This window comes from Pseudomonas sp. KT_2_4 (assembly GCF_041410225.1).
Classification (GTDB): Bacteria; Pseudomonadota; Gammaproteobacteria; order Pseudomonadales; family Pseudomonadaceae; genus Aquipseudomonas; species Aquipseudomonas paracarnis.
This window is the reverse complement of the sequence record NZ_CP166962.1, coordinates 4,369,860-4,388,640: the sequence shown is the minus strand read 5'-3', so window position 1 is coordinate 4,388,640 and position 18,781 is coordinate 4,369,860. Positions and strand designations below refer to the sequence as shown.

The window sequence follows — 18,781 nt, the reverse complement described above, 5'->3', positions numbered from 1 at the left end:
GAATATGCGCCATGACTCCAGCGCGAAAGCATCGATCTACGCGTTAAATCGTAGATCGAGGCCTCTAGTACCGCTTAAACCGGCGTTTCGACCAGCAAGGCATCCACTCGCTGGAAGCCTCGTGGCAGTTTGTTACCTCGCCGGCCACGCTCACCCTTGTAGTGTTCAAGGTCGTCAGGGCGCAATGACAACGTGCGCTTGCCGGCCTGGAGCACCAGGGTAGAACCTTCCGGGACCACGGCGATGTCAGTCACATACTCCTCGCGACTGGCCACCCGGTCACCGGGAATCCCGATGATCTTGTTGCCTTTACCCTTGCCCAGCTGCGGCAAGTCGCTGATCTTGAACACCAGCAAGCGCCCTTCGGTGGTCACCGACGCCAGCCAGTTACTCTCCCGATCCTCCACCGGCCTTGGCAGGATCACCTTGGCATTGTTCGGCAGGCTCAACAGCGCCTTGCCCGCCTTGTTCTTGGCCTGCAGGTCTTCACCCTTGACCACGAAACCGTAACCGGCGTCGGAGGCGATGACATACAGCGAATCATCGTCCGGCAACAGCACGCACTCGAAATTCGCCCCCGGTGGCGGCGTGAGGCGCCCGGTCAACGGCTCGCCCTGCCCCCGTGCAGACGGCAGGGTGTGGGCCGGCACCGAATAACTGCGCCCGGTCGAGTCGATAAACACCGCGAATTGATTGGAACGCCCGGCGGCAGCGGTCTTGAAGCCATCACCGGCTTTGTACGAAAGGCCGGTGGCGTCAATATCATGCCCTTTGGCGGAGCGAACCCAACCCTTTTCCGACAGAACGACGGTAATTTTCTCGTTGGGCAACAGCTCGGTTTCGGTCAGCGCCTTGGCTTCAGCGCGCTCGACGATAGGCGAGCGACGGTCATCGCCATAGGTTTCGGCGTCTTTGATCAGTTCGCTGCGCACCAGCTTCTTGAGCTTGGCTTCGCTGCCCAGCAGGGCTTGCAGCTTGGCTTGTTCCTTGAGCAGGGCATCCTGCTCGTCGCGCAGCTTCATTTCTTCCAGGCGAGCCAACTGGCGCAAGCGGGTGTCGAGGATGTAGTCCGCCTGGATTTCGCTCAGCTCGAAACGCGCGATCAGCTCGGCCTTCGGATGCTCGGCGGTACGGATGATATGGATCACTTCATCCAAATTGAGGTAGGCGATCAGCAAGCCGTCCAACAGGTGCAAGCGGCGCTCAACCTTGTCGAGGCGGAATTGCAGGCGGCGGCGCACGGTTTGTACGCGGAACTCTAGCCACTCAACCAGCAGGTTGCGCAGGTTCTTCAACTGCGGCTTGCCGTCCAGGCCGATGATGTTGACGTTGACCCGGTAGCTGGACTCCAGGTCGGTGCTGGCAAACAAGTGCTGCATCAGCACTTCATGATCCACCCGGCTGTTGGTCGGGATGATCACGATGCGGCATGGGTTCTCATGGTCGGACTCGTCACGCAGGTCGGCCACTTGCGGCAATTTCGACGGCTTGGCCTGCATCAACGCGGCGATCTGCTCCAGCACCTTGGCACCCGATACCTGGTGCGGCAGCGCGGTCACAATAATGTCGCCGTCCTCGATGTGGTACACCGCGCGCATACGCACCGAGCCCTTGCCCGTTTCGTACATCTTCAGCAGGTCCGCGCGCGGCGTGATGATTTCTGCTTCGGTCGGGTAATCCGGGCCCTGGATATGCTCGCAGAGCTGCTCGACCGTAGCTTTGGGCTCATCCAGCAAGCGCACGCAGGCAGTGGCGACTTCGCGCAGGTTGTGCGGCGGCACATCGGTGGCCATGCCGACCGCAATACCGGTGGTGCCGTTGAGCAGGATATTCGGCAAACGCGCCGGCAACACCAGGGGTTCGTCGAGGGTGCCGTCAAAGTTCGGCCCCCAGTCGGCAGTGCCCTGGCCCAGCTCGCTGAGCAGCACTTCGGAATAACGCGACAGCCGCGCCTCGGTGTAACGCATGGCGGCGAAGGATTTGGGGTCATCCGGTGCACCCCAGTTACCCTGCCCGTCCACCAGGGTATAGCGGTAGCTGAACGGCTGGGCCATCAGCACCATGGCTTCATAGCACGCCGAATCACCGTGGGGGTGGAATTTACCCAGCACGTCACCGACGGTACGCGCCGATTTCTTGTGCTTGGAATCGGCGTCCAGGCCCAACTCACTCATGGCGTAGATGATGCGCCGTTGCACGGGCTTCAGGCCGTCGCCGATATGCGGCAAGGCACGGTCCATGATCACGTACATGGAGTAGTTGAGGTAGGCATTTTCGGTGAATTCAGCCAGCGACCGGCGTTCTACGCCATCTAAGCTGTCTGCGAGGATGTCACTCATGCGGGCCTCATCATGGGGTAAGGCGCAGCGGAACTGCCGCTGCGCTGATTCAATTCAAAAAAATCTCGACTCATGGCTGGGCACTCCAGCCGCCATCCGGAGCGGCAAAACGATAGACCATCGGACGTTTTTCACCATCGGCACGCGGGCCGAAATTGTTGTCGATCCCGACCCAGGCACCGTCGGCATCCACCAACAGGGCTTCAGCCAGGCCATACGACTGCGGGTAACGTCGCTGCGGCGTCAGGGCTTCGTCGGCAAACGACCAGCACAGCTCAACCTTGGCCGTGAGCGGGTCGCGCCGGCAGATCTGAAACGCATTGCGCTCCAGGGTAAACAGCTTGCCGTTGAACAGCGACAGGTCAGCAAAGTCCTTGGACACGGCCTTGGCGTTGGGGAACTGCGCCGGTTGCACTTCCTGGCCGGCCTCGCTCAACAATACACAACGGCCATCGCAATCCCATACGCTCTGCCCACGCTTGATCGAGACCAGGCCACGGCGTTCGCGCTCGGCAGCCAGCCAGATCTGATTGCCTTCAGGGTTTACCGCCAGGCCTTCGAACAAGGCATTAAAGTGCAGCAACATGCCACTGGCCCTGGCTTCACGCACCATGCCCGGTGCGATTTTCAACCACTCCGGGGCGCCCGTTGCGGGTACCTGCAACACCGCGGCATGGGCTTCGCTGACAATGTAGCGGTTGCCTGCGGCATCACAGCTGATGCCTTCAAAGTCCAGGTCACCGCCGCGTATGAACGAAGCGGCCTTGGTGCGCGAACGCAAGCCCCAAGGCAGGCCGGACTCGGGCACGGGCGGCACGTCGATCGTCAGCGCTTGCGCGCTCCAGGTCGGCGCACGGGTATCCAGGCGGTAGATCTGGTCGTCATCGCGGTCCGAAACCGTCCACAGCTCGTTGCCACACAACGCCAGGCCCGACAGGTTCCCGCCGCGCATGCCGTCAACCGGGTGTTCCGAGACCAGCTTGAGCTCTGCCACGCTGGCTGCGGCCACCTGGGTGACCGCCATCCCGCTCAACATCAGGATCGCCAGGGCGAAGCCTGTGCGCATCAGCCCAGTACCTCGGCCAGGTTGCCTTTGGATTCAAGCCAGGTCTTGCGGTCGCCGGCGCGTTTCTTCGCCAGCAGCATGTCCATCATTTCCGAGGTGGCGGCGAAGTCTTCCAGGGTCAACTGCACCAGGCGCCGGGTGTTCGGGTCCATGGTGGTTTCGCGCAGTTGCGGCGGGTTCATTTCACCCAGGCCCTTGAATCGCGTGACCTGTGGCTTGCCGCGTTTCTTCTCGGCCACCAGGCGGTCAAGGATGCCATCGCGCTCGGCTTCGTCCAGGGCGTAGAAAATCTCCTTGCCCAGGTCGATGCGGTACAGCGGCGGCATGGCGACGTAGACGTGACCGGCATCCACCAACGGGCGGAAATGCTGGACGAACAACGCGCACAGCAAGGTAGCAATGTGCAGGCCGTCAGAGTCGGCGTCGGCGAGGATACAGATCTTGCCGTAGCGCAACTGGCTCATGTCTGCCGCGCCCGGATCGACGCCGATGGCGACCGCGATGTTATGCACTTCCTGGCTGGCCAGCACTTCGCTGCCATCGACTTCCCAGGTGTTGAGGATCTTGCCGCGCAACGGCAGGATCGCCTGGAACTCCTTGTCCCGCGCTTGCTTGGCGGAACCGCCGGCGGAGTCACCTTCCACCAGGAACAGCTCGGAACGCATCGGGTCTTGCCCGGCGCAATCGGCCAGTTTGCCCGGCAGTGCCGGGCCCTGGGTGATGCGCTTGCGCTCGACCTTTTTGCTCGCCTTCAAGCGCCGGCCGGCGTTGTTGATCGCCAGCTCCGCCAGGGCCAGGCCCAGTTCCGGATGCTCGTTGAGCCACAGGCTGAAGGCGTCCTTGACCACGCCAGAGACAAACGCCGCTGCCTCGCGGGACGACAGGCGCTCCTTGGTCTGCCCGGAGAATTGCGGTTCCTGCATCTTCATCGACAGCACGAACGCGATGCGCTCCCACACGTCTTCCGGCGCCAGTTTGACGCCGCGCGGCAACAGGCTGCGGTATTCGCAGAACTCACGCATGGCATCCAGCAAGCCTTGGCGCAAACCGTTGACGTGGGTGCCGCCCTGGGCCGTGGGGATCAGGTTGACGTAGCTTTCCTGCACGCTGTCGCCACCTTCGGGCAACCACAGCAGCGCCCAGTCCACCGCTTCTTTATTACCCGACAGGCTGCCGCAGAACGGCTCGTTGGGCAGGCGCTCGAAGTCGCTGACCGAGTCTTCCAGGTAAGAGCGCAGGCCGTCTTCGTAGTGCCATTCGACCTTCTCGCCGGTACCTTTGTCTTCAAAGCTGACCAGCAGCCCCGGACACAACACAGCCTTGGCCTTGAGCACGTGCTTGAGGCGGCTGATGGAGAATTTGGGCGAATCGAAATACTTGGGGTCCGGCGCAAAGTACACGCTGGTGCCGGTGTTGCGCTTGCCCACGGTGCCGATCACTTCCAGGTCGGTGGCTTTGTAGCCATCGGCGAAAGTCATCTGGTACTCGTTGCCATCGCGCTTGACCTTGACCCGCACCAGGGTCGACAGCGCGTTGACCACGGAAATACCCACGCCGTGCAAACCGCCGGAGAACTGGTAGTTCTTGTTGGAGAACTTGCCGCCGGCATGCAGCTTGGTAAGGATCAGCTCGACGCCCGGCACACCCTCTTCGGGGTGAATGTCCACCGGCATGCCACGACCGTCGTCGGACACTTCCAGGGAATGGTCGGCGTGAAGGATGACTTGCACCGACTTGGCGTGCCCGGCCAAGGCTTCGTCGACGCTGTTGTCGATGACTTCTTGGGCAAGGTGGTTCGGCCGACTGGTGTCGGTGTACATGCCGGGGCGTTTGCGCACCGGGTCGAGGCCCGAGAGGACTTCGATGGCGTCGGCGTTATAAGAGCTAGCGCTGGGAGTGGCCATGGGGTCTCGTCGTGAGTCGTTCGATTAAAAAGTGACCTGCGATTTTCTACAGTGACGAAAAATCGAAGGATTGAAACTGATCTGCGCCAATGCCGGCAAAGCACAACAGTGCCGGCAATTGCTGGGCGAACCCCTGGTAACCATGGTCGCCACCGGCCTGGATGCGCAAGGCGCAGGCCCGGTAATACTGTTGGGCCAGGCGATAATCCAGGGTTTCGTCCCCGGTCTGCAACCACACCTGATAACGCGCGGCATCCTGGGGCGCCGGTACTTCCAGCTCGGCCAAGGCCGTGACGTGGTCCTGTGTCAACTCCCAGGTCTCATCGGTGTAGAGGTTCTTCTGGGTGCCCAGGTAACCGTCGAACATCCGATGGGGACTGACCGCCGGGTTGACCAGCAACGCCTTGAGACCATGGCGTTCGGCAAGATGGGTTGCATAGTAGCCGCCGAGCGAGCTGCCGACCAGCAGTGGCCGGCCCAGTTGCGCAATCGCTTGCTCCAATTGAAGAATTGCCTGACGAGGGTGGTGATGCAGCGCCGGTACGCGTAACTGGTCGGACAGGCCGAGGGTGCCCATCACGGTGGTCAACTGGCTGGCCTTGTTGGAAGCCGGCGCACTGTTGAAGCCGTGGATATACAGGATCGAAGCGGACATGCCGGGCTCTCCGTGCTGGGGCCAAAGAGGCGCAGTTTACAGGGAATGCAGGCAGAAGCGGACCCAATGTGGGAGCTGGCTTGCCTGCGATGGCGGCGATTGAGTCAACGAGTCAGCGCCAGGTACACCGTCATGGCAGGCAAGCCAGCTCCCACCTTTTGATCAGTGTTTGCAGGCCTTAATAGCCGTTGCTGCCGTAATCGACCGTAAAAGCGAAGCCTTTGACCCGCTCCACCCCCGTTTCCAACCGTCCGTCGCCATGCAAGCGCAACCAGCGATAACCCGGCGCTTGCTCGCTGACCTGGAAATCCTCACTTCCCGGCGCAAACTGGATACAGGTGGACGGCGAAGCCAGCAGTCGCACACCGTTGCGCTCGCCGTCGATTTCCTGATGCACATGGCCCCAAAGCAATGCCTTGGTCTGCGGGAAGCGCTCAAGCACGGCAAACAGAGCCTCGGGGTTGCGCAGGCCAATCGGCTCCATCCATGCACAGCCGATGGGCACCGGATGATGGTGGAAACACACCAGGTGATGGCGATCCGGCGCTTCGCTCAAGGCCTGCGCCAGCCGTTGCAGTTGCTCGTCTTGCAAGTAACCCGGCACCGACCCGGGTACCGCCGAATCCAGCAGGGTGATACGCCAGTTGCCGATATCCACCACCGGTTCGAGCAAATCACTGTGCATGGCAGCCTGGGCCATGACCTGCGGTTCGTCGTGGTTGCCGGGAATCCAGCGCGCCGGGGCGCCAAGGGGAGCGGTCAAATCGCGAAACTGTTGATAGGACGCCAGCGTGCCGTCCTGGGACAAGTCGCCGGTCGCCAGTATCAGGTCGATGGCCGGCTGTTGCGCACGCACCAGCTCGACCACCCGCTGCAGGCTTTCACGGGTGTTCATGCCCAGCAGCGTGGCGTCAGCGTCGGCAAACAGATGGCTGTCGGACAACTGCACCAGCAACACGGCATCAGGATTCACGGCGGATACGCTCGGCAAGGCGCTCTCCCTGGCAACTACAGGAATGGACATTTGGCGCGATTATGCTGGGGCAGGACACAAAGAGGAAACCCAAGGAAGCAGACGCAGTTCACCTCTACCGCACCACTTCAAACTCATGGCCCAAGGCCAGGCAGTGGCTGAGCCATTCACCGAGGAACACATTGAGCTGTGCTTTCTCATCGGGCTGGTGCATGAACACATTCGGGTAAGGATAGATGCTGCGAAAGCGTCGTGCGTGCTCGGCGCTGATCACTTCGGCCATACGGGCGTCGTGGTAGACCTGTAATTCCAGTTGCGGCACCGGCAACCACGGCAGGCTGTGTTCCTGGCGCACCCGCAGGGTGGTGGTGTACGGGCAGGTGAGAATGACTTCCAGGGTCAGCACGCCGAGCATCTGGTCGCCATGGGTGACAGCAATGCGCCGCGCCTGGGGGGCGTGGCGCATGTCCGGGAGCAGGCGCATCAGCCGCGCATAGTTGGCCTCGCAGGCCGCTTGCAGCCCGATCAGGTCTACTCGATAACGTTCCCGTGCCTTTACTGCCATAACCCCCTCACTTCCGCGCGATTAAGCGCAAGCCATTGCAGGGCGATAATGCTGGCTGCGTTGGAAATCTTGCCGTCGCGCACCGCCTGCAAGGCATCTTCGAATGCCCAGGCGGTGACGCGGATATCTTCTGCTTCTTCTTCCAATCCATGGACGCCACCCGCGCCCGAGCTGTCGCAACGGCCCAGGTACAGGTGGACAAATTCGGTACTGCCGCCCGGCGATGGGAAATACTTGGTGATCGGCCACAGCGCGGAGAATGTCAGCCCAGCTTCCTCCTCGGCCTCGCGGTGTGCAACCTCCTCGGGTTGCTCATCCTTGTCAATCAGGCCGGCGACCATCTCCACCAGCCAGGGGTTATCGGCGCGGCCCATGGCGCCGACGCGGAACTGTTCGATCAGCACCACCTCATCGCGCAGCGGGTCGTAGGGCAGCACGCATACGGCGTCATGACGCACGAACACCTCGCGGTTGATCACCCGGCTCATGCCGCCGTCGAATTTTTCGTGGCGCAGTTGCAGGCGATCGAGCTTGTAGAAGCCTTTATAGGCATTGTCACGCTGAACAATCTCGATTTTGTTCGGCGTCGACTTCGCGATGTCCGTCATGGTGTCCCTCGTTAAGCTCGTGCAATGGGCGCCATCCTACGCGCCGACGCCCGTTGATGCAGCCCCTTTGCGGTTGCCGGGAGAGGCGGCGAGCGTCAAACTCACTGCAATCAGTTTAGTGGCGAACTGGCGGCCACGTTGGCAGTCCAAGCGCTACTCTTTTCGCTTTCCATCGATTTACGAAGGACACACATGTCGCTTTTAAAAATCGCCTCCGTGGCCTGTATTGCCTTGACCCTGGGTGCTTGCCAGAGCCTGTTCCAACCTGCCTATCTCAAGCCGCTGGACGTTACTACCGACAAATCGGAGCAGATCAAGCCCGGCTGTGATAGCCCGGCCTGCCCGCTGGTGAATATCGACACCGTGCATTTCCCCACCGAGCCACAACTCGACAGCCTGGTGGAACAGCGTTTGCTGCAAATGACCCGCACCACGCCTGGCGCCAGCGTACCGGCGAGCCTGAACGCCTACCGGAACACCTTCCTGCGTGAGTCGCCTGACCGCCACGGCATGTACTTGCAAGCCAAGGTACGTGACCAGCATGACGGACTGGTGATCGTTGAAGTGTCCAGCTACCTGGACACGGGCGTCGCCCACGGCGAGCCAGGCCGCGGGTTTATCAACTATTCACGGATTCTGCATAAGGAACTGACCCTGGCCGACATGCTGCTGCCCGGCCAGGAGCAGGCGTTCTGGAATACCGCTAAAGTTGCCCACAACAGCTGGTTGATCAGCACCAAGATGGACCGCGATCCGGAGTTCGTGAAGAGCTGGCCGTTTCAGAAAACCCCGAACGTGGCCCTGACCAGCGGCGGCGTGGTGCTCAAGTACAACGTCAGCACCATCGCCCCTTACGCACAGGGGCTGATCGAAATCACCCTGCCCTATACGCGCCTCACCGGCGTGATCAAGCCTGAGCTGATGCCGGCACGCCGCTGATCGGTTGTTATTGCAGGGGAGAGTGGGTGTTTGTCGGATCGCTATCGCGGGCAAGCCCGACTCCCACAGGGGACCGGCTGTGAACACAAAATCTGTGTCCACTTAGGCCAACTGTGGGAGCCGGGCTTGCCCGCGATGACGGCGGTGCAGGCACCGCCGCCTATGGATCAGACCTTCTTGTAGAGCTGGCTACCTTCCTGCTTGAACCGCTCAGCCTGCTCGGCCAAGCCCTTGGCCACATCCACATCCACCGCATCGATGCGCTGGTTGGCCGCGTACTCACGCACTTCCTGGGTGATTTTCATCGAACAGAACTTAGGCCCGCACATCGAACAGAAATGCGCGACCTTGGCCGAATCCTTCGGCAAGGTTTCATCGTGATATGAACGTGCGGTATCCGGGTCCAGGCCGAGGTTGAACTGGTCTTCCCAGCGGAACTCGAAGCGCGCCTTGCTCAAGGCGTTATCGCGAATCTGCGCGCCGGGGTGGCCTTTGGCGAGGTCGGCCGCGTGGGCCGCGATCTTGTAGGTAATGATCCCGGTCTTCACGTCATCCTTGTTCGGCAAGCCCAGGTGCTCCTTGGGCGTGACGTAGCAGAGCATGGCACAACCGAACCAGCCGATCATTGCCGCGCCGATACCCGAAGTGATGTGATCATAGCCGGGCGCAATGTCGGTGGTCAGCGGGCCTAGGGTGTAGAACGGCGCCTCGTCGCAGCACTCCAGTTGCTTGTCCATGTTCTCCTTGATCAACTGCATCGGCACATGGCCGGGGCCTTCGATCATGGTTTGCACGTCGTGCTTCCAGGCGGTCTTGGTCAGTTCGCCCAGGGTTTCCAGTTCGCCGAATTGCGCGGCGTCGTTGGCATCGGCAATCGAACCCGGGCGCAAGCCATCGCCAAGGGAGAAGCTGACGTCATAGGCCTTCATGATTTCGCAGATTTCGTCGAAATGCGTGTAGGTGAAGTTCTCTTTGTGGTGGGCCAGGCACCACTTGGCCATGATCGAACCACCACGGGAGACGATGCCGGTCACGCGCTTGGCAGTCAGCGGCACATACCGCAGCAATACCCCAGCGTGGATGGTGAAGTAGTCGACGCCCTGCTCGGCCTGTTCGATCAAGGTGTCGCGGAACAGCTCCCAGGTCAGGTCTTCGGCGGCGCCCCCGACTTTTTCCAGGGCCTGGTAGATCGGCACGGTACCGATTGGCACTGGCGAGTTGCGGATGATCCACTCGCGGGTTTCGTGGATGTGTTTACCGGTGGACAGGTCCATCACCGTGTCCGAGCCCCAGCGAATGCCCCAGGTGAGCTTCGCCACTTCCTCTTCGATGGACGACCCCAGGGCGCTGTTGCCAATGTTGCCGTTGATCTTCACCAGGAAGTTACGGCCGATGATCATCGGTTCCAGCTCGGTGTGGTTGATGTTGGCCGGGATGATCGCGCGGCCCCGGGCGATTTCTTCGCGTACGAATTCAGGCGTGATGATTTTCGGCACGCTGGCGCCGAAGCTGTGGCCGGCATGCTGCTGATCCAGCAAGCCACTGGCACGGGCTTCTTCAAGCTTCATGTTTTCGCGGATGGCGACGTATTCCATCTCGGCCGTGATGATACCTTTGCGCGCGTAATGCATTTGCGTGACGTTGGCACCGGCCTTGGCGCGGCGCGGGTTCTTTACATGGGCAAAACGCAGGGCAGTCAGTTCGGCGTCGCTCAAGCGCTGCTGGCCGAAGTGCGATGTGAGACCGGGCAGGCGCTCGGTGTCGTCGCGTACTTCGATCCACGGCGAGCGCACGTCGGCCAGGCCTTTGCGCACGTCGATAATCACATTCGGGTCGGTGTAGGGGCCTGAGGTGTCGTAGACGGTAACCGGCGCGTTGATTTCGCCGCCGAAATCGGTGGGCGTGACGTCCAGGCTGATCTCGCGCATCGGCACGCGAATATCCGGGCGGGAGCCCTGCACGTAGATTTTCTGCGAGCGGGTAAACGGCTGCACGGAGCCGGAGTCGACCTTGGCCGATTCACTCAGGTGCACGGTATTTTTTAGTTTTGTACTCATCACGGGCTCTCCAACTTATCCAGGCGGTGGATTTTTGTCGGAGCGAACCTGTGACGGACGGACGCACTGTAACCAGTGCTGTGCTTGGCGCACGAGGGCTGTTCGATTGTCGAACAACATCCCGGACGAAGCACAAGAGGACTCGCCGGGTGACGAGAAATCTTGTTCCCTACGCAGGCGCTAACCTGATCAGGTTCAACGGGATCCGGTATTTACCGATCTCAGCCTTCCAACAAGGCACCCCGACAAGAACGCGGCCAGTCTAGACCATGGCGTGGGCAAATTGCCAATAGCGGTGCATTCAGCGTGATGAATGGCGCGATCGTGGGATTGTTGTGCGCAGGTCCGACCACTACACTCGGGCACTGCTTCAAGGCTTGACGCCAGGAATGGCCAGCCTTAGCCTTGAGCGCTAAATTATAGTCGTAATATTAAAATTAGGGATCGCCTCATGCTGCGCAAACTCTCACTGGCTGTTGCCGTGTCTTGTGCGACCAACGGACTGGTCTGGGCAGCTGAAGCGCCCTTGTCCGCCAACACCGACCTGGTCAGCGTCTATCAGGAAGCGGCGCACAACAACGCCGACCTGGCCGCTGCCCGTGCGCAGTACGGCGCGCAAAAAGAAGTGGTGCCCCAGGCCCGCGCAGGTTTGCTGCCGAATCTGTCGGCCGGTGCCGACAGCAATAACGTGCGCACCCAGATCGATCAACCGGCCGCCACGGCCAACCGTGACGCCCACTCCTGGCGCGCCACCCTGAGCCAGCCGCTGTTTCGCGCCGACCGCTGGTTCCAGCTGCAAGCCGCCCAAGCGGTCAACGAGCAAGCCTCGCTGCAACTGTCGGCCTCCGAGCAGAACCTGATTTTGCAAAGTGCCGAGAGCTACTTCGCCGTGCTGCGCGCCCAGGACAACCTGGCGTCGACCAAAGCCGAAGAAAATGCCTTCAAGCGCCAGCTCGACCAGTCCAACGAACGCTTCGATGTGGGCCTGTCGGACAAGACCGATGTGCTGCAATCCCAGGCCAGCTACGACACTGCCCGGGCCAACCGCATCCTGGCCCAGCGCCAGGTGGACGACGCTTTCGAAGCGCTGATCACCCTGACCAACCGCCAATACAATTCGATCCAGGGCATCGTTCATACGCTGCCGGTGCTGCCGCCGGCGCCGAACGACGCCAAGGCCTGGGTCGAAACCGCCGGGCGCCAGAATCTCAACCTGCTCGCCAGCAATTACGCGGTAACCGCCGCCGAAGAAACCCTTCGGCAGCGCAAGGCCGGCCACTTGCCGACCCTCGATGCGGTTGCGCAATACGAAAAAGGCGACAACGACGCCCTGGGTTTCAGCAACCCGAATCAGTTGCCCATCCCGTACGGTGGCGATGTGTCGCAACGCACCGTCGGCCTGCGCTTGAACATCCCGATCTATAGCGGCGGCCTTACCAGCTCGCAAGTGCGCGAATCCTATTCGCGCCTCGACCAGACCGAGCAACAACGTGAAGGCCTGCGCCGCCAAGTGGTGGAAAACACCCGCAATCTGCACCGTGCAGTCAACACCGATGTGGAGCAGGTGCAAGCGCGCCGCCAGTCGATCATCTCCAACCAGAGCGCAGTGGAAGCCACGGAAATCGGCTATCAGGTGGGCACGCGCAACATCGTCGACGTGCTGGACTCACAGCGCCAGCTGTACGCGTCGGTGCGCAACTACAACAACAGCCGCTACGATTACATCCTCGACAACCTGCGCTTGAAGCAGGCGGCCGGCACGCTCAACCCGGGGGATTTGCAAGATCTGGCGCGCTATCTCAAGGCTGACTACAACCCGGACAAAGACTTCCTGCCGCCGGACCTGGCCAAAGCCGCTGCCGAACAGCTCAAGGCCCGCCCCGGCTATTAAAATGTGGGAGCTGGCTTGCCTGCGATGCAGACACCTCGGTACATCAGGTACACCGAGGTGATGCTATCGCAGGCAAGCCAGCTCCCACATTGGGTTGGTGTTGTCAGTGTTTGATCAGTTTGTCCAAACCGTCCAGTAAACGCTTGAGCGCGCCCCGATTGGCCTGCATCACCTTGAGCCCCGCCTGCGCCATCTTGCGTGCGTCCTGGGGCAACTCAAACAACTGTCGCACCGCTTCGGCCAGCCCATCGGCATCGTCCACCTCTCGCAACGCCCCGGCGTCGCGCATCATCGCGGTGATGTCGAGGAAATTGAAGACATGCGGGCCCATGATCACCGGTTTACCCAGCGCCGCCGGTTCCAGCGGGTTGTGCCCGCCGGTCGGCACCAGGCTGCCGCCGACGAATGCGCTGTCGGCCAGGGCGTAAAGAAACAGCAATTCGCCCATGGTGTCGCCGAGCAGCACCGAGGTGTGCTCGGTAACCGGCTCGCCGCTGGAGCGACGCACGGTGGCAAACCCTTGCTGCACGCAGCGCTCAAACGTAGGGCCAAAGCGCTCCTGATGACGGGGCACCAGAATCAGCAGTGCATTGGGATAGTTCGCCAGCAACTGGCGATGAGCGGCCAGCACCACGTCATCTTCACCTTCGTGGGTACTGGCGGCGATCCAGACCGGACGCTCGCTGGCGCCCCATTGTTCACGCAGGGCAGCGGCGCGGGCCGTCAACTGCGGGTCGATGCTCAGGTCGAACTTGATCGAGCCGGTCACTTCCACGGTTTCAGGACGTGCACCCAGGCTGCGCAAGCGTTCGGCCTCGGTCTCGGTCTGTACGGCGAACAGGCTCATTTCTGCCAGCATCGGCGCCGTCAGCTTGGCAAATCGCGCGTACCCCTTGGCCGAGCGCGCCGACAACCGCGCATTGGCCAGCGCCACCGGGATACCGCGCTGGGCACAGGCGTGGATATGGTTGGGCCACAGCTCGGTTTCCATGATCACCGCCAGCGTAGGCTGCACGCGGTCGAGAAAACGCTTGGCGGCGCACGGTAAGTCGTACGGCAAATAGCAGTGCTGGATGCGGGGTTCGTTGGCGAACAACGCCTGGATCCGCTCGGAACCGGTGGGCGTCATGCAGGTGACGGTAATCGGCAGCTGTGGATAACGCTCCAACAAGCCGCGAACCATCGGGGCGGCGGCAATGCTTTCGCCGACCGACACCGCGTGCACCCAAATCCCGCCGGGCCGCATCACCGGCAAGCCATAGGAAAACCGCTCGCCCACCCGCTTGGCATAAGCCGGCGCTTTGCGCGCACGCAACCACAAGCGTAAAGCCACCAACGGCAGCGCCAGGTAAAACAGACAGCTGTAGAGAGTTCTATTCATGGCGGCGGAGTTTATCGGCTTTTTCAGTCGATCGCCTGCAAGCACTCGGCAAAACGTTTGGCCAAGAAGCGCGCGGCGGGCCCAAGGTGCTCGTCGCGGCGCCACACCAGTTCCACCACCAGGGCGGGCGGGGTCCATTCGCTGGCCAATTCGACCATCTGTTGCTGGTAGGTCGGGTATTGCACGATATGCCGAGGCAGCCAGGCCCAGCCCAGGCCACTCATCAGCCATTCGGCCAATACGTAGAAGCTGTCGGCGCGCCACACCAGGGGGCTGGCCGCCTCGCTGCCGGGGTAGACGCTGGTCTGGGTCGACATCAGCAACTGCCGAAACTGGGCCAGGTGTTGGCACGTCACGTACTGCTCCTTGGCCAACGGGTGATTGACTCCGCACACCGTGACCATTTCCACGCTGCCCACCACCCTTCGCTCCAGGGCTTCGGGAATCTGGTCGTGATAGAACAACAGCCCCAGGTCCGCCTTGCGCTCCACCAGCTTGCGCGCCACATCGCCCTGGGCCGCGCTGGACAACTGCACCTCCAGCAGCGGGTAGTGCACGGCCAGCGCCTCCAGGCTGTCGAGCACAGGCTGGAACAACATCGCCTCATCCTGAGCCAGGCGCAGGCAGGCTTCCTCGCCGCGGGTCAACGACAACGCCCGGCCCGTGAGGCGCTCACACTGGCGCAGCACCTCACGCGCTTCCTCCAACAACACACTGCCGGCCTCGGTCAGGCGCGGTTGCCGGCCGCTGCTACGTTCGAACAGGACAACGCCCAAGTCAGCCTCCAGCAGGGCAATACCACTGCTGACCGCCGATTGCGCCTTGCGCTGCCCCCGCGCCACGGCAGAAAACGAGCGCTGCTCGGCGACGCTGACAAACAGGCGCATCTGCTCCAGATCCCATTGCACGCTCATGGCTCAACCCATCTCAATTCCAGATAGGTAATGACTTTACCCCATCTGGCGAACCTCTAGAATGCCGACCTTATCAAATGCGCATCACCTCGAGGATTGCCCCATGAATGCCGCCTACTACTACTTGGCCATCGCCATCTGCTCGGAAGTGATCGCCACCGTTTCCATGAAAGCCATCAAAGGCTGGAGCACCCCTATTCCGTTGTTGCTGGTGATCGTCGGTTACGGCGTGGCGTTCTGGATGCTGACTCTGGTGGTGCGCACCGTGCCGGTCGGCGTGGCGTACGCGGTATGGGCAGGGATGGGCATCGTCATGGTCAGCATCGCGGCGCTGTTCATCTACGGGCAGAAGTTGGATGTGCCGGCGATGCTGGGGATGGGCCTGATTGTGCTGGGCGTGGTGGTGATTCAGCTGTTCTCGAAAACCGCCGGACACTGACCGCCACTCAACAGCCTGTATACTGCGCCTCTTGTCTTGAACACTGAGGTCGCCGATGCCATCCGTTATTTCCACCGACGTTCTGATTGTCGGCGCCGGGGTTGCCGGCCTCTGGCTCAATGCGCGCCTGCGCGGCCAGGGGTTTTCCACGGTACTGGTGGAAAGCGCCACCCTGGGCGGCGGGCAAAGCCTGAAGTCCCAGGGCATCATCCACGGCGGTGCGAAATACGCCCTGCATGGCGCCCTCACCGGCGCCTCCGAAGCCATTGCCGATATGCCGCGCCGCTGGCGTGAAGCCCTGGCCGGCAACGGCGAGCTGGACCTGTCCGGTGTGCGCGTGCTGTCCCAGGCACATTACTTGTGGTCGCCCGGGACGATTGCCGGCAACCTCACCAGCTTTTTCGCCAGCAAGGCCGTGCGTGGCCGCGTCGATCAGGTCAAGGGCGACGAACTGCCCCTGGCGCTGCAGGACCGTCGCTTCAAAGGCAAGGTCTACCGCCTGGCCGAGCTGGTGGTGGACGTGCCCAGCCTGATCAATCGCTTGGCGCAACTGGCTGGTGACAGCCTGCTCGCAGGTGTGCACATCGAACCGTTGCTGGAGGGTGACACCCTGGTGGGCTTGAAGGTCGATGGCCGTGAGATCCGCGCCCAGCGCATAGTCCTGAGCGCTGGCGGCGGCACGGCAGACTTGCTCGCCGCCCTGGGCCATAGCCAGCCGGCCATGCAAAAACGCCCGCTGCACATGATCATCGCCAAAGGCCCCGGCCTCAAGCCGCTGTACGCCCACTGCCTGGGCGGCGGCACCAAGCCACGGATTACCGTGACCACCCACCCGGCCGCGGATGGCAACTGGGTGTGGTACATGGGCGGTGATATCGCCGAGGCTGACGGTGTGGCGCGTACGCAGCAAGAACAGATCGCCACCGCGCAGAAAGAGCTCGCTCAACTGCTGCCCTGGATCGACATGAGCCAGACCCAGTGGGCCACCCTGCGGGTGGATCGCGCCGAGCCGCTGCAATCGGGGCTGAGCCGTCCCGATAACGCGTTCCTTGCCGAAGACGGCCGCCTGCTGGTCGGCTGGCCCACCAAACTGGCCCTGGCGCCGGACTTCGCCGACCGCGTACTCCACGCTCTGGAGCGCGACGGCATCCGCCCAGGCGCCAATACCCCGCTGCCCGAGCTGCCAGCACCGGCAATCGGCCAACCCGTCTGGGAGCACCTGTTGCCATGAGCCTGCCAACCCTGCACGACCTGCATCGCCCCCTGGGCAGCACCGGCCTGATGGTGTCACCCCTGGGCCTGGGCACCGTCAAGTTGGGCCGCGACCAAGGGGTGAAATACCCCAACGGCTTTCAGATCCCTGGCGACGACGAGGCCCGCATGCTGTTGCGCCAGGCCCGCGAACTGGGCATCAACCTGATCGACACCGCACCGGCCTATGGCATGAGCGAAGAGCGCCTGGGGCCGCTGCTGCGTGACCAGCGCAAGGACTGGGTCATCGTCAGCAAGGTTGGCGAAGAGTTTGCCAATGGCGTGTCCCATCACGATTTCAGCGCGGCCCATACGCGGATGTCGATCGAACGCAGTCTGAAACGACTTGAAACGGATTTTATCGACCTGGTGCTGGTGCACTCCGACGGCAACGACTTGCATATCCTCAACGATTGCGAGGTTTACCAGACCCTGGCGCAGTTGAAGAAAGACGGCAAGATTCGCGGTTTCGGCTTCTCCGGCAAAACCGTCGAGGGCGGCGTGAAAGCGCTGGAACAGGGCGACTGCGCGATGGTCACCTACAACCTCAACGAACAGGCTGAGAAGGCCGTGATCGACTATGCGGCCGCCCACGGCAAGGGCATCCTGGTGAAAAAGGCGCTGGCCAGCGGCCACGTATGCCTGGAACCGGGAATGGATCCAATTCAGGCCAGTTTCACCTTGTTGTTCGCGCAAACGGGCGTCGCCAGTGCTATTGTCGGGACCATTAATCCGCTGCACCTGGCCCATAACGTAGCAACTGCTGCCCGGGTCATTCGTCAACTCTGATGCCGCCCACGCGGCCGACCCCGTCGCAAGAAGGAGCCGACATGCCGCGTACGCTCATAAGAAAGAACCCCAGCAACTTCAAGACACTGCCGCTGCACGTCGAAGCCACCCCCGAAGGCCTGAGCTACCAGAGCGTCGGCATGCCGCTCAACTTCGCCCAGACCCTGCAACGGCGCAAGCCGGTCGAGGTACCAGATGCCGAACGCTTCGCCCTGGAACTGGCGAACCTCGGCGTCTCGGTACGCCTGACCCTGCACTGGCAAAACAAGGACTACTGGGTGCTGGTGCGCCAACGCCGCCAGGACCGTGGCGACGTGGTGCTCAAGCTGATCTCCGGCTACGTCCCGGCCCATGAACTGAACCTGCCGCTGCACACCGCCATCCAGGAAATTGCCGAAGAGTGCCTGCTCGAAACACCCGAAGGCTGGCTCGGCGGGCGCTTCAACGACACCTGGCTGCCGGCGCCCTACTCCGCCGCCCTGCATTACCGCGAAGCCCTACCGTTTCGGCTCAGCCCCTTGTCCGGCGCCGCACGCCCGGTACGCTGCGCCACCATGCAACTGATCGAGCGCCCACGGGCCTACGTGCACCTGCCGACCGCCTCGCTGCAATTGATTTATGACCTGCGCCTGGAAGTGCCGAAGGAAGCCAAGTCCCTCAGTTTGTTTCATGTGGATGAGCGCTTGGAGGGCGACCAACTGGTGGCACGCCTGGATCGTCAGCGTCCGGACCTGTACTTGATGCCGCTCAAAGACGGCGAGCCGCTTGCAGAGTTGTATACCGTCAAGAAGGATCAGCTGTACCCGGCCAGCACGCGCGGCCTGTATCTGGCGGAAAGTTTTGCCCAGCAAGAAGGCTGGCTGGTGCGCGATGAGCGCATTCGCTGGAAGGACTGGCTCAGGCAGCAGGGCCTGGCAGAGCCGGAAAAAGACTCCAAGCTCAAGCGCTTGACCGGCAAGGCGCGGCAGATGCTGCGCAAGATCGTGCCGAAGAAAAGCTAGGGGCGAGCA

At 62.0% G+C, this 18,781-nt stretch carries 16 protein-coding genes and 1 riboswitch; of the genes, 6 read left to right on the top strand and 10 right to left on the bottom strand.

The window, feature by feature from the left end; translation table 11 throughout:
• Positions 1–74: 74 nt before the first annotated feature.
• From parC to AB9N64_RS20115, 7 genes are all read right to left on the bottom strand, one after another.
• Entirely contained in the window at positions 75–2,339 is a 2,265-nt protein-coding gene (gene parC / locus AB9N64_RS20145) for a DNA topoisomerase IV subunit A (protein ID WP_020301636.1), read from the bottom strand.
• 70 nt (positions 2,340–2,409) lie between these two features.
• On the bottom strand, positions 2,410–3,405 hold the full coding sequence (locus AB9N64_RS20140) for an esterase-like activity of phytase family protein (RefSeq protein ID WP_014716652.1): 996 nt from the start codon (positions 3,403–3,405) through the stop codon (positions 2,410–2,412).
• A complete protein-coding gene (gene parE / locus AB9N64_RS20135) occupies positions 3,405–5,309 on the bottom strand; it encodes a DNA topoisomerase IV subunit B (protein ID WP_003188026.1) in 1,905 nt (634 codons plus the stop codon). The genes AB9N64_RS20140 and parE overlap by 1 nt, the downstream gene beginning before the upstream one ends.
• A gap of 46 nt (positions 5,310–5,355) precedes the next feature.
• Positions 5,356–5,964, bottom strand: coding sequence for a YqiA/YcfP family alpha/beta fold hydrolase (locus AB9N64_RS20130; RefSeq protein ID WP_014716651.1), 609 nt, complete (start codon positions 5,962–5,964; stop codon positions 5,356–5,358).
• 178 nt (positions 5,965–6,142) lie between these two features.
• Positions 6,143–6,955: a 3',5'-cyclic-AMP phosphodiesterase gene (gene cpdA / locus AB9N64_RS20125; protein WP_014716650.1), complete on the bottom strand. Its 813-nt coding sequence runs from the start codon at positions 6,953–6,955 to the stop codon at positions 6,143–6,145.
• Positions 6,956–7,052: 97 nt separating this feature from the next.
• Positions 7,053–7,502 carry a DUF1249 domain-containing protein gene (locus tag AB9N64_RS20120; protein ID WP_371359639.1) on the bottom strand — a complete coding sequence of 150 codons (450 nt, stop codon included), beginning with the start codon at positions 7,500–7,502 and terminating at the stop codon, positions 7,053–7,055.
• On the bottom strand, positions 7,493–8,110 hold the full coding sequence (locus AB9N64_RS20115; RefSeq protein WP_014716649.1) for an NUDIX domain-containing protein: 618 nt from the start codon (positions 8,108–8,110) through the stop codon (positions 7,493–7,495). Before AB9N64_RS20115 ends, AB9N64_RS20120 begins: the two co-directional genes overlap by 10 nt.
• Positions 8,111–8,302: 192 nt before the next feature.
• On the opposite strand from AB9N64_RS20115, the gene AB9N64_RS20110 reads away from it, so the two are divergent.
• On the top strand, positions 8,303–9,049 hold the full coding sequence (locus AB9N64_RS20110) for an RsiV family protein (RefSeq protein WP_014716648.1): 747 nt from the start codon (positions 8,303–8,305) through the stop codon (positions 9,047–9,049).
• Between the two features lie 167 nt (positions 9,050–9,216).
• On the opposite strand, the gene thiC is transcribed toward AB9N64_RS20110, so the two are convergent.
• Entirely contained in the window at positions 9,217–11,106 is a 1,890-nt protein-coding gene (thiC, locus tag AB9N64_RS20105) for a phosphomethylpyrimidine synthase ThiC (RefSeq protein WP_014716647.1), read from the bottom strand.
• Positions 11,107–11,255: 149 nt separating this feature from the next.
• A riboswitch (TPP riboswitch) is annotated at positions 11,256–11,361 on the bottom strand.
• A 196-nt stretch (positions 11,362–11,557) separates the two neighbouring features.
• Between thiC and AB9N64_RS20100 the strand changes: the two genes are divergently transcribed.
• The gene (locus tag AB9N64_RS20100; protein WP_014716646.1) at positions 11,558–12,997 is read left to right on the top strand and encodes a TolC family outer membrane protein; all 1,440 of its coding nucleotides are present in this window, start codon (positions 11,558–11,560) and stop codon (positions 12,995–12,997) included.
• A gap of 103 nt (positions 12,998–13,100) precedes the next feature.
• On the opposite strand, the gene waaA is transcribed toward AB9N64_RS20100, so the two are convergent.
• A complete protein-coding gene (waaA, locus tag AB9N64_RS20095; RefSeq protein WP_371359638.1) occupies positions 13,101–14,378 on the bottom strand; it encodes a lipid IV(A) 3-deoxy-D-manno-octulosonic acid transferase in 1,278 nt (425 codons plus the stop codon).
• A 23-nt stretch (positions 14,379–14,401) separates the two neighbouring features.
• On the bottom strand, positions 14,402–15,292 hold the full coding sequence (locus AB9N64_RS20090) for a LysR family transcriptional regulator (RefSeq protein ID WP_014716644.1): 891 nt from the start codon (positions 15,290–15,292) through the stop codon (positions 14,402–14,404).
• A 103-nt stretch (positions 15,293–15,395) separates the two neighbouring features.
• Between AB9N64_RS20090 and AB9N64_RS20085 the strand changes: the two genes are divergently transcribed.
• The 4 genes from AB9N64_RS20085 to AB9N64_RS20070 are packed head-to-tail and all read left to right on the top strand — an operon-like array spanning position 15,396 to position 18,772.
• Complete coding sequence (locus AB9N64_RS20085; protein WP_003188013.1) at positions 15,396–15,731, top strand: multidrug efflux SMR transporter; 336 nt, start codon at positions 15,396–15,398, stop codon at positions 15,729–15,731.
• A gap of 55 nt (positions 15,732–15,786) precedes the next feature.
• Entirely contained in the window at positions 15,787–16,962 is a 1,176-nt protein-coding gene (locus AB9N64_RS20080; protein WP_137270880.1) for an FAD-binding oxidoreductase, read from the top strand.
• Entirely contained in the window at positions 16,959–17,771 is an 813-nt protein-coding gene (locus tag AB9N64_RS20075) for an aldo/keto reductase (RefSeq protein ID WP_137270879.1), read from the top strand. The genes AB9N64_RS20080 and AB9N64_RS20075 overlap by 4 nt, the downstream gene beginning before the upstream one ends.
• 41 nt (positions 17,772–17,812) lie before the next feature.
• Positions 17,813–18,772, top strand: a complete 960-nt coding sequence (locus AB9N64_RS20070; RefSeq protein ID WP_003188010.1) for a hypothetical protein — start codon at positions 17,813–17,815, stop codon at positions 18,770–18,772.
• The last annotated feature ends 9 nt before the right edge of the window (positions 18,773–18,781 follow it).

Bases quoted from the DNA above. Each gene is read 5' to 3' on its own strand.
- parC (WP_020301636.1), bottom strand. From the start codon at position 2,339: ATGAGTGACATCCTCGCAGACAGCTTAGATGGCGTAGAACGCCGGTCG.
- AB9N64_RS20140 (WP_014716652.1), bottom strand. From the start codon at position 3,405: ATGCGCACAGGCTTCGCCCTGGCGATCCTGATGTTGAGCGGGATGGCG.
- parE (WP_003188026.1), bottom strand. From the start codon at position 5,309: ATGGCCACTCCCAGCGCTAGCTCTTATAACGCCGACGCCATCGAAGTC.
- AB9N64_RS20130 (WP_014716651.1), bottom strand. From the start codon at position 5,964: ATGTCCGCTTCGATCCTGTATATCCACGGCTTCAACAGTGCGCCGGCT.
- AB9N64_RS20120 (WP_371359639.1), bottom strand. From the start codon at position 7,502: ATGGCAGTAAAGGCACGGGAACGTTATCGAGTAGACCTGATCGGGCTG.
- AB9N64_RS20115 (WP_014716649.1), bottom strand. From the start codon at position 8,110: ATGACGGACATCGCGAAGTCGACGCCGAACAAAATCGAGATTGTTCAG.
- AB9N64_RS20110 (WP_014716648.1), top strand. From the start codon at position 8,303: ATGTCGCTTTTAAAAATCGCCTCCGTGGCCTGTATTGCCTTGACCCTG.
- thiC (WP_014716647.1), bottom strand. From the start codon at position 11,106: ATGAGTACAAAACTAAAAAATACCGTGCACCTGAGTGAATCGGCCAAG.
- AB9N64_RS20100 (WP_014716646.1), top strand. From the start codon at position 11,558: ATGCTGCGCAAACTCTCACTGGCTGTTGCCGTGTCTTGTGCGACCAAC.
- waaA (WP_371359638.1), bottom strand. From the start codon at position 14,378: ATGAATAGAACTCTCTACAGCTGTCTGTTTTACCTGGCGCTGCCGTTG.
- AB9N64_RS20090 (WP_014716644.1), bottom strand. From the start codon at position 15,292: ATGAGCGTGCAATGGGATCTGGAGCAGATGCGCCTGTTTGTCAGCGTC.
- AB9N64_RS20085 (WP_003188013.1), top strand. From the start codon at position 15,396: ATGAATGCCGCCTACTACTACTTGGCCATCGCCATCTGCTCGGAAGTG.
- AB9N64_RS20080 (WP_137270880.1), top strand. From the start codon at position 15,787: ATGCCATCCGTTATTTCCACCGACGTTCTGATTGTCGGCGCCGGGGTT.
- AB9N64_RS20075 (WP_137270879.1), top strand. From the start codon at position 16,959: ATGAGCCTGCCAACCCTGCACGACCTGCATCGCCCCCTGGGCAGCACC.
- AB9N64_RS20070 (WP_003188010.1), top strand. From the start codon at position 17,813: ATGCCGCGTACGCTCATAAGAAAGAACCCCAGCAACTTCAAGACACTG.